The sequence below is a fragment of the uncultured Leifsonia sp. genome (assembly GCF_945957465.1).
Classification (GTDB): Bacteria; Actinomycetota; Actinomycetes; order Actinomycetales; family Microbacteriaceae; genus Leifsonia.
In genome coordinates this window covers 55047-67754 of the sequence record NZ_CAMFLC010000001.1, presented here as the reverse complement: position 1 = coordinate 67754, position 12708 = coordinate 55047, and the positions used below count along the sequence as shown (strand labels likewise).

General features: G+C 69.9%; 11 protein-coding genes. 6 read left to right on the top strand and 5 right to left on the bottom strand.

Annotated elements, in window-relative coordinates:
* Window positions 1-17: 17 nt before the first annotated feature.
* Together Q0Q23_RS00305 and gabT are read right to left on the bottom strand one after the other, a co-directional pair.
* A complete protein-coding gene (locus Q0Q23_RS00305; protein WP_295117552.1) occupies window positions 18-1016 on the bottom strand; it encodes an asparaginase in 999 nt (332 codons plus the stop codon).
* Entirely contained in the window at window positions 1013-2368 is a 1356-nt protein-coding gene (gene gabT, locus Q0Q23_RS00300; RefSeq protein WP_295117549.1) for a 4-aminobutyrate--2-oxoglutarate transaminase, read from the bottom strand. The genes Q0Q23_RS00305 and gabT overlap by 4 nt, the downstream gene beginning before the upstream one ends.
* A gap of 38 nt (window positions 2369-2406) precedes the next feature.
* On the opposite strand from gabT, the gene Q0Q23_RS00295 reads away from it, so the two are divergent.
* Window positions 2407-2880 (top strand): OsmC family protein, encoded by a 474-nt coding sequence (locus tag Q0Q23_RS00295; RefSeq protein WP_295117546.1) that lies wholly within the window; start codon window positions 2407-2409, stop codon window positions 2878-2880.
* 109 nt (window positions 2881-2989) lie between these two features.
* On the opposite strand, the gene Q0Q23_RS00290 is transcribed toward Q0Q23_RS00295, so the two are convergent.
* The 3 genes from Q0Q23_RS00290 to Q0Q23_RS00280 are packed head-to-tail and all read right to left on the bottom strand — an operon-like array spanning window position 2990 to window position 6078.
* Entirely contained in the window at window positions 2990-3760 is a 771-nt protein-coding gene (locus Q0Q23_RS00290; RefSeq protein WP_295117544.1) for a 1-acyl-sn-glycerol-3-phosphate acyltransferase, read from the bottom strand.
* A gap of 46 nt (window positions 3761-3806) precedes the next feature.
* Window positions 3807-4721: a hypothetical protein gene (locus Q0Q23_RS00285; RefSeq protein WP_295117542.1), complete on the bottom strand. Its 915-nt coding sequence runs from the start codon at window positions 4719-4721 to the stop codon at window positions 3807-3809.
* 10 nt (window positions 4722-4731) lie between these two features.
* Window positions 4732-6078 carry an aminotransferase class III-fold pyridoxal phosphate-dependent enzyme gene (locus Q0Q23_RS00280; RefSeq protein ID WP_295117541.1) on the bottom strand — a complete coding sequence of 449 codons (1347 nt, stop codon included), beginning with the start codon at window positions 6076-6078 and terminating at the stop codon, window positions 4732-4734.
* Between the two features lie 65 nt (window positions 6079-6143).
* Between Q0Q23_RS00280 and Q0Q23_RS00275 the strand changes: the two genes are divergently transcribed.
* The 5 genes from Q0Q23_RS00275 to Q0Q23_RS00255 all read left to right on the top strand — a co-directional run bounded on the left by Q0Q23_RS00275 (window position 6144) and on the right by Q0Q23_RS00255 (window position 12659).
* The gene (locus tag Q0Q23_RS00275) at window positions 6144-7115 is read left to right on the top strand and encodes an FKBP-type peptidyl-prolyl cis-trans isomerase (protein WP_295117537.1); all 972 of its coding nucleotides are present in this window, start codon (window positions 6144-6146) and stop codon (window positions 7113-7115) included.
* The gene (gene dxr / locus Q0Q23_RS00270) at window positions 7115-8203 is read left to right on the top strand and encodes a 1-deoxy-D-xylulose-5-phosphate reductoisomerase (protein ID WP_295117534.1); all 1089 of its coding nucleotides are present in this window, start codon (window positions 7115-7117) and stop codon (window positions 8201-8203) included. Before Q0Q23_RS00275 ends, dxr begins: the two co-directional genes overlap by 1 nt.
* Before the next feature lie 72 nt (window positions 8204-8275).
* Entirely contained in the window at window positions 8276-9607 is a 1332-nt protein-coding gene (locus Q0Q23_RS00265; protein ID WP_295117531.1) for an RIP metalloprotease, read from the top strand.
* Window positions 9608-9683: 76 nt separating this feature from the next.
* The gene (gene ispG, locus Q0Q23_RS00260) at window positions 9684-10820 is read left to right on the top strand and encodes a flavodoxin-dependent (E)-4-hydroxy-3-methylbut-2-enyl-diphosphate synthase (protein ID WP_295118063.1); all 1137 of its coding nucleotides are present in this window, start codon (window positions 9684-9686) and stop codon (window positions 10818-10820) included.
* Window positions 10821-10892: 72 nt separating this feature from the next.
* Window positions 10893-12659: a proline--tRNA ligase gene (locus Q0Q23_RS00255; RefSeq protein ID WP_295117528.1), complete on the top strand. Its 1767-nt coding sequence runs from the start codon at window positions 10893-10895 to the stop codon at window positions 12657-12659.
* Window positions 12660-12708: the final 49 nt, after the last annotated feature.

Genomic DNA, 12708 nt, shown 5'->3' with positions numbered 1-12708 from the left:
CGCCCTTCGGCGCCACTTCAGCGTGCGTAGGAGGCGCGGATGGCGCCGACGGGGGCGCCGCCGCCGAGGACGGCCAGGTCGAGCTTCGGCGACACGGCGTCGATCGCGGAGCGTTCGAGCGCGCCGGCGTCGGCGAGCAGCGACAGCGCGACGACGGTGGCGGCCCGGAGGCTGCCGTCGAGGACCTTGAGCGCGACGGTCGTTCCGTCGGGTGCCGCCATGACCATGACGCCTTCCGCGCCGAGCTTCGCGAATATCCCGAGCTCGTCGATGACCACCGTGTTCGCACGCCCGGGTCCGTCGATGGCCCAGCCGTCGGCCAGCACCGCCGTGCGCAGCTGCGCCGCATTCCGGAACAGCGCGAAGGGCGAGCCGTCTGAAGCCGTGCCGATGCGCTGGATTCCGCGTGCGAGCGCGAGGAGCGACATCGCGTGCACCGGCGCACCGCAGCCGTCGACGCCGGTCGCCACGACCTTCTCGCCGGTCAGCCGCTCGGTGGTGTCGCGGATGTGCTGCTGCAGCGGGTGCTGGGGGTCGAGGTAGCTCTCGAACGGCCAGTTGTTCACACGGCAGGCGAGCAGCATCGCGGCGTGCTTGCCCGAGCAGTTCATGAACACCGGGCTTCGCTGGGCGCCCTCACGGATCGCCGCCTCTCGGGCAGCGGTGTCGAGCGGCCAGTCGGCGGGGCAGCGGAGGGCGTCCTCCGTCAGCTGTGCCTGCGCGAGCAGGCCGCGGACCACTGAGACGTGCGCCGGTGTTCCGGCGTGGCTCGCCGTCGCCAGTACGGCCGCGGCGCCCTCCAGGTGCACCCCGGCCCCCATCACCGCGACGGCCTGGAACGGCTTGAGCGATGACCGAGGGAAGACCGGCTTGTCCGGCGCGCCGAGCGAGATCGTCGTGCCGCCGTCGGGCCCGAGTACGACGGCCGAACCGGAGTGGCGCGATTCGACGAAGCCGCTGCGCTCGACGACCGCGAGCTCGACCGCCTCCCCGGCGGTGAAGACTGCGGGGGTCACAGGGCGGCGAAGGCGTCGTCGAGCACCGAGACGGCGTCGGCGATGAGCTCGTCGGACACCGCGAGGCTCGGCAGGAATCGCAGGACGTTGCCCCAGGTGCCCGCGTTGAGGAAGAGGATTCCGCGCTGCGCGGCGTAGGCGATGATCGCGTTCACCGCATCGGGGTTCGGCGTCTTGGTCGTCTGGCCCGTTCCCGGCTGCACGAGCTCGATGGCGATCATCGCTCCGATGCCCCGGACGTCGCCGATGATGTCGTACTTCTGCTGGAGGTTCTCCAGTGCGGGTTTGAGTGCCTTCTCGATGCGGGCGCCGTGCGCGAGGAGGGCGCCCTTCTCGATCTGTTCGAAGACCGCGATGGCCGCAGCGGCGGCGACCGGGTTGCCCCCGAACGTTCCGCCGAGTCCGCCGGGCTGGGCCGAGTCCATGATCTCTGCGCGCCCCGTCACCGCGGCGAGCGGGAGGCCGCCCGCGATGCCCTTGGCGCTCAGCACCAGGTCGGGTACGAGGCCGAAGTGCTCGCTCGCGAAGTAGGCGCCGGTGCGGGCCATCCCGCTCTGGATCTCGTCCGCGATGAAGACGACGCCGTTGGCCGTGCACCACTCCTGGAGTGCGGCGAGGTAGCCCTCGGCGGGGACGACGAACCCGCCCTCGCCCTGGATCGGCTCGGCCACCAGGCAGGCGAGGTCGGATGCGCCGACGACCTTCTCGAGGTACGCGATCGTACGGGCCGCGGCCTCCTCGCCGCTGAGGCTGTCGCGGTAGGGGTAGGAGTTCGGCGCGTGGTAGACGTCGCCGGCGAACGGGCCGAAGCCGGTCGCGTACGGCATGGCCTTGTAGTTCATCGCCATCGTGAGGTTGGTGCGGCCGTGGTACGCGTGGTCGAGCACGGCGACGGCGCGTCGGCCGGTGTGCTTGCGGGCGATCTTCACGCCGTTCTCGACGGCCTCGGCGCCCGAGTTGACCAGCACGGTCTTCTTGGCGTGGTCGCCTGGCGTGTGCTCCGCCAGCAACTCGGCGACGCGGACGTACTCCTCGTACGGAGTGATGGTGAACAGCGTGTGGATGACGTCCTGCAGCTGCTCGGCCGCGGCGGCGACGACCGCCTTCTCGGTGTGCCCGACCGTGGTGACGCCGATGCCCGCGCCGAAGTCGACGAACTGGTTGCCGTCGACGTCGACGAGGATCGCGCCGTTCGCGCGGGCGATGTAGATGGGAAGCGCCGACGACACGCCGGTCGGGACGACCGCGAGACGGCGCTGGTGCAACTCCTGAGACTTCGGACCGGGGATGGCGGAGACGATGCGGCGTTCTTGCGCCACGGTGAACGTGGGCGTGCTCAGGGTGTCAGTCATGATGCAGGCCAGTTTAGCCGGGGTGCGAGAATCGTGGCATGAAGCTCGAGCACCGCTATCGGATCGACCTGGAGTGGACCGGCAACCGGGGTGAGGGGACCAGCGGCTACAAGTCGTACGGTCGCGACCACACGGTGCGCACCGAAGGCAAGCACGCCATCGAGGGGTCGGCGGACCGCACCTTCTTCGGCGACCGCGACCGCTGGAACCCGGAGGAGCTGCTCCTCGCGGCGCTGAGCCAGTGCCACATGCTGAGCTATCTGGCCGAGGCCGCCCGTGCGGGCGTCGTCGTGGTGGCGTACACCGATCGCGCCACGGGCATCATGGAGCAGACCAACGACGGCGGAGGTCACTTCACCAGCGCCCTGCTCCGGCCGACGGTGACGATCGCCGACCCCGCGCAGGCGGAGCTCGCCGAGTCGTTGCACGCCCCCGCCGCGAGCAAGTGCTTCATTGCCGCGAGCGTCAACTTCCCGGTGCATCACGCGCCGGAGTTGCTCGTTCTCGCCTGACCCACTCCGGTGCGCTGGAGCCCGCGCTCCAGGATTCGTCACGAATGTCGTGTTTCGTGCCACGAATGTCGACATTCGTGACGAATCCCGGGGGCTGGGCGCGTCGCCGTCAGAGACGTTCGGGCCGCAGCGCGCGCTTGACCCGCTCGACCGTGTTCGCGGGCGGCGACTCGTTGTAGGCGCCGGCCAGCTCCTGACCGGTGAGCGCGTGGATGGCGGCCATGATCTCGTCGGTGGCCTGGCGCCGCGCCCGCCCCGACTCGGCCGGGCCGTAGTGGGCGACATCGATCGGCTCCCCGAACGCGATGGTGATCGGGCGGACGCGCGGGAACTTCGCTCCTACCGGCTGGACCTCCGCTGTGCCGATGAGGCCGACCGGCACGACCTTGGCGCCCGTCGTCAGGGCGAGCCAACCGATGCCGGTCCGGCCCTTGTAGAGCCGGCCGTCGAGAGAGCGCGTCCCCTCCGGGTACAGCGCGAAGGCGGCTCCGGTGTCGATGATGCGGCGCGACTGCTCGAGGGCCTCCTGCGCCGCCTGTCCCGCTCCGCGCTTGACCCCGACGGCGCCGATGGCCGTGAAGAACGCGCGTGAGATGGCGCCCTTCGCACCCGTGCCTTCGAAGTAGTGCGACTTGGCGAGGAACTGCACGCGCCGCGGAGCGATCATCGGGATGACGAGGGAGTCGATGAACGACAGGTGGTTGCTGGCCAGGATGATCTTGCCGTGCCGGGGGACGTTGCGGGTGCCGATGACCGTCGGCCGGTAGATGAGGCGGAGCAGCGGCGCCACCACATGGCGGCCCACGAAATACAGGAGGCCGGGGCGCGGGACGACCTCGTCCTCGGCCGGCTGCCCGTCGTCGGGAGTGCTCTGGTTCACAGAACGAGGTTAGTTCCGGACGTATGCCGGCGCCGGTATGCGTCGCTCAATCGTCGAGGGGGCGGATCGGGGCGCAGCCGTAGCCGCCGGTGTAGATCAGGCACGGCAGCTGGAAGCCGGGATACCGCACAGCGCGGGCATCGCCGAACCAACGGTCGTAGAGCCGCGAGAAGTTGAGGTTGCCGTACGCCGAGCACGCGCCGGCCGGCCCGGCCGGGTGCGCGAGCGTCTGCTTGTCGGGCTGGTACGGGGTGTAGTTGTACAGGTTCGCCGTCGCCTGGTTCACGATCTCCACTCGGCTGGACCCGCAGGTCGTGTCGGGGTGGTACTGGATGTCGTTCTCCCCGATCCGGTACCGCCAGTCGCCCGGGTGCGCGGTGTACTCACGGAACTGCCAGGCGGCCCGGTACACCTGGTTGAAGAACCCGAAGTAGCGCGTGTCGCAGCCTGCGGTGTCGGGGCAGGCGTAGCCGGTCGCCTTCTGGTAGCCGCCGGAGCTGGGCGTCGTCAGCAGGGACTGCTCCTTCTGGAGCAGCACGAGCAGTACGCGCGGGCTGATCGTGCAGGCCTGTGCGACGCGCACGATGATGCTGCTCGCGCGCTCGTTCCTGCTCGCCGGGATCCCGGCGCAGCGCTCGGGGGAGGCCGGTGTGCGGGGGACGTCCATGCGGAAGTCCTTCAGACAGGGCGAGGAGTCTTTGGGGGTGCAGTCCCGCTGCGCGAGGAAACGCTGGACCTGCGAGGCGGTCATCGCGTACGGGTTGTAGAAGCTGTCGTCGCTGATGATGTCGCCGGGGTCGAACGCCGGTGAGGTCGTCGCGGCGCGCGCGGCGGACTGCGTGTCCGTTCGCCCGGCCGGCGCGGCGTCGGCCGCCGGCGCCGCACCGAGCGCTGGGAGCACGGTGAGCGTCGCCGCGGCCGCGAGGACCACGGCGACGAGCCGCCGACGTACCAGCTGCATCGCGCGCCGGTCAGCCGAGACGGCCGAGCGCCTCTTCGATGACGGTCGCCGCGTCGTCGATCAGCTCCTCGCTGATCACCACCGACGGCAGCAGGCGGAGCACGCTGTCCCAGCTTCCGGCATCGAGGGGGATGACGCCGTTCGCGGTGGCGTGGGCGAGCACCGCCTTCAAAGCCTCCGGGTCGGGCTTCTTGGTGCCGGGGACGACGAGTTCGATTCCGAACATCGCGCCGATGCCGCGCACCTCGCCGACGGCGGGGAACCGCTCGGCCCAGTCGCCGATGCGCGCCCACAGCGCCTTCTCGACCCTGCGCGCCTCCGCCAGGAGGTCCTCCTGCTCGAAGGCGTCGAACACCGCCAGGGCCGCGGCGGTCGACACCGGGTTTCCTCCGAAGGTGCCGCCGATGCCGCCCGGCTGCACCGCGTCCATGATCTCGGCGCGACCTGTCACGGCCGCGAGCGGGAAGCCGCCCGCGATGCCCTTGGCGCTGGTGACGAGGTCGGGTACGACGCCGTGGTGCTCGATGGAGTACCAGGTCCCGGTGCGGCCGATGCCCGCCTGGATCTCGTCGGCGACGAAGACGATGCCGTTCTCGGCGCAGAACTCCGCGAGCCGCGCGAAGTAGCCCGGCGCGGGGATGATGATGCCGCCGTCGCCCTGCACGGGCTCGACGAAGAGCGCAGCCAGCTCCGTCGCGCCGATGTGCGTCGTGATGTAGTCGATGGTCCGCTCGGCGGCCTCCTCGCCGGTCATCCCCTCGGGATCGCGGAACGGGTAGCTGATCGGGAGGCTGTAGATCTCCCCGGGGAACGGACCCATCCCCGCGCGCTCCGGCCAGGGCCGGTAGGTCATGGCCATGGTCAGGTTGGTGCGGCCGTGGAACGCGTGGTCGAGGGTCGCGATCGCGCGGCGACCCGTGAACTTGCGCGCGATCTTCACGGCGTTCTCGACCGCCTCCGCTCCGGAGTTCACGAGGATGCTGCGCTTCTCGAAGTCGCCGGGGGTGATCTCGGCGAGCTTCTCGGCGACGCGCACGTAGTTCTCGTAGGGGGTCACGGTGAAGAGGGTGTGGGTCAGCTTGGCCGCCTGTTCGGCCGCTGCCGCCGCGACCGCGGGGTGCGCGTGTCCGATGGTCGTGACGCCGATTCCGCAGCCGAGGTCGATGAGACGGTTGCCGTCGACGTCGACCAGGATGGCGCCGGAGCCCGACTCCATGTAGATGTTCGCCAGCGTGCCCGCGCCACGGCTGACCGAGGCGGTCCTGCGCTGCTGCAGCTCCACCGAGCGCGGGCCGGGCAGCTCGGTGACGAGGTGGCGGGACTGGGGAACGGAGAAGTCACGGGTCATGACCTCCATCGTATGGGCGCTTCCGGAGCGTCCGTTCAGCGGGGACCGAGGTGGATGCGGCAGTATGGCTCATCGTGCGCAGATCCCTTTCCGTCCTCACCGCAGCCCTCGTCGTCGCCGGCCTCGCCGCATGCAGTTCGTCGACGCCCGCTCCGTCCGCATCCAGCACGGCGAAGGCCGCGAGCTGCGAGAACGTGAAGTCGGGGTCGGCCTCCGATTCCGTCAAAGTGTCAGGCGACTTCCTCAAGACTCCGGCCGTGACGGTCCCCGCACCGCTGAAGACCAACGACACCGAACGCACGGTCGTCATCAAGGGCACCGGCGCGGAGGCGAAGGCCGGATCGAGCATCGACATCGCCCTCGCCGCCTACAACGGCACGACCGGCAAGGCGCTGAGCACCGTCGGCTTCGACGGCCAGGCCACCCAGAACATGAAGGTGGACGACAAGACGTTCGTGCCCGGTCTCGTCCGCGCGGTCGAGTGCCTTCCTGTCGGCTCGCGCGTCGTGCTCACCGCCCCGGTCGCGGCCGCGTTCGGTAAAGCCGACATCTCACAGCTCAAGCTGACGGACAAGGACACGGTGGTGTTCATCGCCGACATCGCCGACATCGCCCAGACGAAGGCGAACGGCACCCCGGTCGCGCCGACGCCCGGCTTCCCGACGGTCAAGGACGACGCCAAGACCGGCGAACCGACCATCACCATCCCGAAGGCCGACCCGCCGACCGAGACCAAGATCGCCGTGCTCAAGCAGGGCGACGGCGAGGTCGTGCAATCCGGCGACACGGTCACCCTCCAGTACAAGGGTGTCCTGTGGCGCAACGGCCAGATGTTCGACTCCAGCTGGAGCCGCGGTGAGGTCGCGTCCTTCCAGACCACACAGGTCGTCAAGGGCTTCCAGAAAGCGCTCGAAGGCCAGAAGGTCGGGTCGCAGGTGATCGCGATCGTCCCGCCGGCAGACGGATACGGCAGCGCGGGATCGGGCGAGATCAAGGCGACGGATACCATGGTGTTCGTGGTCGACATCCTGAAGACGACGCGCTGATGACCGCGCGCCGCGTCGTCATCCTCGGCTCGACCGGTTCGATCGGCACGCAGGCGCTCGACGTCATCGCGGCGAACCCCGACCGGTTCGAGGTCGTCGGTCTCACCGCGGGGCGCAACGCCGGGCTCCTGGCCGAGCAGGCGGAGCGGTTCGGGGTGCGGGAGACCGCGCTCGGGGCCGCTGACGCCGTCCGGCTGATCCGTTCCGTCGAGGCCGACGTCGTGCTCAACGGCATCACCGGCTCGGTGGGCCTCGGCCCGACGCTCGCGGCGCTCGAGACCGGTGCGATGCTGGCGCTCGCCAACAAGGAGTCGCTCATCGTCGGGGGAGAGCTCGTCAAGCGGGCGGCGGCCCCCGGGCAGTTGGTCCCCGTCGACTCCGAGCATTCCGCTCTCGCGCAGGCGTTGCGCTCCGGCGCGGCCTCCGAGGTGCGCAGGCTCGTGCTCACCGCCTCGGGCGGACCGTTCCGCGGCCGCAGCCGGGAGTCGCTGCGCGACGTGACCCCGGCGCAGGCGCTCGCGCACCCGACCTGGGACATGGGCCTGGTCGTCACGACCAACTCCGCCACGCTCGTGAACAAGGGCCTGGAGGTCATCGAGGCCCACCTGCTGTTCGATGTGCCGTACGACCGCATCGACGTCACCGTGCACCCGCAGTCGGTCATCCACTCGATGGTGGAGTTCGTCGACGGGTCCACGATCGCCCAGGCCTCGCCGCCCGACATGCGGCTTCCGATCTCGCTCGGCCTGGGCTGGCCCGACCGGGTGCCGGGGGTGGGGGAGCCGCTCGACTGGACCCGCGCGCACACCTGGACCTTCGAGCCGCTCGACGACGAGGCGTTCCCGGCAGTGGCCCTCGCGAAGCGCGTTGGCGCGGCGGGTTCGACCTACCCGGCGGTCTTCAACGCCGCCAACGAGCAGGCCGTCGCGGCGTTCCACGCCGGCACGATCGGCTACCTCGACATCGTCGAGACGGTGGAACGGGTGGTCGACGCGCACGAACCCGAGGCGCAGCTGAACCTGGAGTCGCTGGCCGAGGCGGAGCGGTGGGCGCGCGAAACGGCGGACGCCCTCATCGCCTCGGCCTGAGCGCGGGAACAGGGCAGCCTGCGCATAGCATCCGTCCGGCTCCCTCCAAGCGATCGCCACTAACCTGAGCACGTGGATTCCGTGCTCCTGTTCATCCTCGGCGTCGTCATCATCCTGATCGGCGTCGCCCTCTCGATCGCGCTGCACGAGATCGGCCACCTGGTGCCCGCGAAGCTGTTCGGCGTCAAGGTGACCCAGTACATGATCGGGTTCGGCCGAACGCTGTTCTCCGTCAAGCGGGGTGAGACCGAGTACGGAATCAAGGCGATTCCGCTCGGCGGGTACATCTCGATGATCGGGATGTTCCCGCCCGGCAAGGCGGGCGGCTCCGGCCGCAACGCGACGACCGGCTTCATGCAGGCGATGGTGCAGGACGCCCGCACCGCGAGCTCGGAGACGGTGATGGTCGGCGACGAGGACCGCACCTTCTACCGGCTCCCGGTGTGGAAGCGGATCATCGTCATGTTCGGCGGACCGTTCATGAACCTGGTGATCGCGACCGTGCTGTTCGGCGTGATCCTGATGGGCTTCGGCACGCCGCAGAACTCGACGACGATCGGCTCGGTCAGCCAGTGCGTCCTCCCGGCGACGACCACGAGCCAGACCTGCGCGGCGAGCGATCCGCAGGGGCCGGCCGCTGCAGCGGGGCTCAAGCCCGGCGACACCATCGTCAGCATCGACGGCACGCCCATCACGTCGTGGGCGCAGTCGACCGCGATCATCCGCGACTCGGCCGATCGCGCGCTGACCGTCGTCGTGCGCCGAGACGGCCAGGAGCGCACGGTCACGCTGACACCGAAGACCAACACCGTCGCGAAGACCGACGCGAACGGACAGATCGTGAAGGCGGCCGACGGCAGCACCGAGACGCTGACCGCCGGTTTCGTGGGGATCGGCTCGGTTCCCGAGCTCGTCCCGCAGCCGATCACATCCGTTCTGCCGGCGGTCGGCGCCCAGACGTCGGCGGTGGTCGGGGTCGTCATCCACCTCCCGCAGCGCATGGTCGACGTCTGGAACGCGGCCTTCGGCTCGGGCACGCGCGACCCCAACGGTCCCATCAGTCTCGTCGGGGTGGGCCGGGCGGCGGGAGAACTCACGGCGCTGGACGGCGTCCCGGTGATCGACAAGGTCTACACGATGCTGGGCATCCTGGCCTCGCTGAACGTCGCCCTCTTCGTCTTCAACCTGATCCCGTTGCTCCCGCTCGACGGCGGCCACATCGCCGGGGCGCTCTGGGAGGGCTTCCGGAGGACGATGGCCAAGCTCTTCAAGCGCCGCGATCCTGGACCGGTCGACATGGCCAAGCTGATGCCGCTGACGATGGCCGTCGTGGTCGTCCTGGGCGGGATGAGCCTGCTGCTCATGTACGCCGACATCGTCAAACCGGTCAACCTGTTCGGTTGAGGCGGCTCACGAGTCACGCCCAGCCGCCTCCCACCCGCACGCGTAGGATTGTCGGGTGGCAGCTATCAACCTGGGGATGCCCAAGGTCCCCGAGACCCTCGCACCCCGTCGCAAGTCCCGTCAGATCCGCGTCGGCAAGGTCCTGGTCGGAGGCGACGCCCCCGTCAGCGTCCAGTCGATGACCACGACGCCGACGACGAACATCAACGCGACCCTCCAGCAGATCGCCGAGCTCACCGCCTCCGGTTGCGACATCGTGCGGGTCGCCGTTCCGAGCCGCGACGACGCCGAGGCGCTGCCGATCATCGCCAAGAAGAGCCAGATCCCGGTGATCGCCGACATCCACTTCCAGCCGAACTACGTCTACGCGGCGATCGACGCGGGCTGCGCGGCCGTCCGCGTCAACCCGGGCAACATCCGCAAGTTCGACGACCAGGTCGGCAAGATCGCCGCGTACGCCAAAGCGGCCGGCGTCTCGCTGCGCATCGGCGTGAATGCCGGCTCGCTCGAGCCGAGCCTGTTGCAGAAGTACGGCAAGCCGACCGCGGAGGCGCTCGTCGAGAGCGCCGTGTGGGAGGCCGGCCTCTTCGAGGAGCACGACTTCCACGACTTCAAGATCTCGGTCAAGCACAACGACCCGATCGTCATGGTCAAGGCGTACCGCCAGCTCGCCGAGCGGGGCGACTGGCCCCTCCACCTCGGTGTGACGGAGGCTGGTCCGGCCTTCCAGGGCACGATCAAGTCCGCGACCGCGTTCGGCATCCTGCTCGCCGAGGGCATCGGCGACACGATCCGCGTCTCGCTGTCGGCGCCGCCGGCCGAAGAGGTTAAGGTGGGCCTCCAGATCCTGCAGTCGCTCAACCTGCGTGAGCGCAAACTCGAGATCGTCTCGTGCCCGAGCTGCGGCCGCGCCCAGGTCGACGTCTACACCCTGGCCGACAGCGTCACCGAGGGTCTTCAGGGCATGAGCGTTCCGCTGCGGGTGGCGGTCATGGGCTGCGTCGTCAACGGGCCCGGGGAGGCCCGCGAGGCGGATCTCGGTGTCGCCAGCGGCAACGGCAAGGGCCAGATCTTCGTCAAGGGCGAGGTCATCAAGACCGTGCCGGAGGCGGAGATCGTGCCGACCCTGATCGCCGAGGCGACCCGCATCGCCGCCGAGATGGAGGCGGCGCAGGTCGCTTCCGGGGAGCCCGTCGTCACCGTCGGGCACTAGACCTCCGGCGCGCATCCGCCGGCGGCGTCCGGCAGGCGAGGCCCACCTCCACCGCACCACTAACATGGAACGGTGCCTACTCGCCTGACGAACTACTTCCTCCGCACCCTCCGTGAAGACCCCTCCGACGCGGAGGTGACCAGCCACAAGCTCCTCGTGCGCGCAGGCTACGTCCGCCGCCAGGCGCCGGGCATCTTCGCGTGGTTGCCGCTGGGGTTGCGGGTCAAGGCGAAGATCGAGCAGATCATCCGCGAGGAGATGACCGCGGCCGGAGCGCACGAGGTGCACTTCCCCGCCCTGCTGCCGCGCGAGCCTTACGAGGCGACCGGCCGCTGGGAGGAGTACGGCGACGGCATCTTCCGCCTGAAGGACCGCAAGGGCGCCGACTACCTGCTCGCGCCCACCCACGAAGAAGTCTTCACGCTGCTGGTCAAAGACCTGTACTCCTCGTACAAAGACCTCCCGCTGTCGATCTACCAGATCCAGGACAAGTACCGCGACGAGGCCCGGCCGCGCGGCGGCCTGCTGCGCGGACGCGAGTTCACCATGAAGGACGCCTACTCGTTCGACTACACCGACGAGGGCCTCGACGCCAGCTACATGGCGCAGCGCGACGCTTACGAGCGCATCTTCACGCGCCTCGGCCTCGACTACGTGATCGTGCAGGCCGATGCCGGCGCGATGGGCGGATCGCGCAGCGAGGAGTTCCTGCACCCGACACCGGTCGGCGAAGACACCTTCGTGCGGTCGGCCGGCGGCTACGCGGCCAACGTGGAGGCCTACACCACGACGGCCCCCGCGCCGCGCAGCTACGAGAAGCTCACGCCTCAGGAGGTGCTCGACACTCCTGATACTCCGACGATCCAGACGCTGGTCGACGTCGCGAACGAGAAGCACCCGCGCCCGGACGGCCGGGCGTGGACGGCGGCGGACACGTTGAAGAACGTCGTGCTGGCGCTCACGCACCTCGACGGAACGCGTGAGCTCGTCGTCGTCGGCCTCCCCGGTGACCGCGAGGTCGACCTCAAGCGTGCGGAAGTCGCCTTCGCGCCCGCCGACGTCGACGCGGCCACCGACGAGGATTTCGCGAAGCACCCCGGGCTGGTCAAGGGCTACATCGGCCCGTGGTCGGCCGACGGCGCCGTGCTCGGCGAGGAGGCGTCCACCGGCATCCGCTACGTCGTCGACCCGCGGGTCGTGGACGGCTCGGGCTGGATCACCGGCGCGAACATCCACGGCAAGCACGTCTTCGGGCTGGTCGCCGGTCGCGATTTCGGCTGGGACGGCACGGTGGAGGTCGCCGACGTCAAAGCGGGCGACCCCGCGCCGGACGGCTCCGGCCCTGTCGAGCTCGCGCGCGGCATGGAGATCGGGCACGTGTTCCAGCTCGGCCGCAAGTACGCGGACGCACTGGGTCTCAAGGTCCTCGACGAGAACGGCAAGCTCGTCACGGTCACCATGGGCTCGTACGGCATCGGCGTGACCCGCATCCTGGCGATCATCGCCGAGGAGAACAACGACGACAAGGGCCTCGTCTGGCCCGCGTCGGTCTCCCCGTTCGACGTGCACGTGGTGGCCGCCGGCCGGGACGCCGTGGCGTTCGACGTGGCCGAGCAGGCGACCGCCGAGCTGGAGGCCGCCGGCCTCGACGTGCTGCTGGACGACCGCCCCAAGGTGTCGCCCGGCGTGAAGTTCGGCGATGCGGAGCTTCTGGGGATCCCGCGCGTGCTGGTCGCGGGGCGTGGTGCCGCCGACGGCGAAGTCGAGCTGTGGGACCGCCGCAGCGGCGAGCGTTCCACGCTCCCGCTGGCCGAGGCGATCGCGGCACTCACCTCCTGACGATCGCGGCGCGGCCGGCGGGCTGCCCGTATCGCCTGGCCGCGCAGAT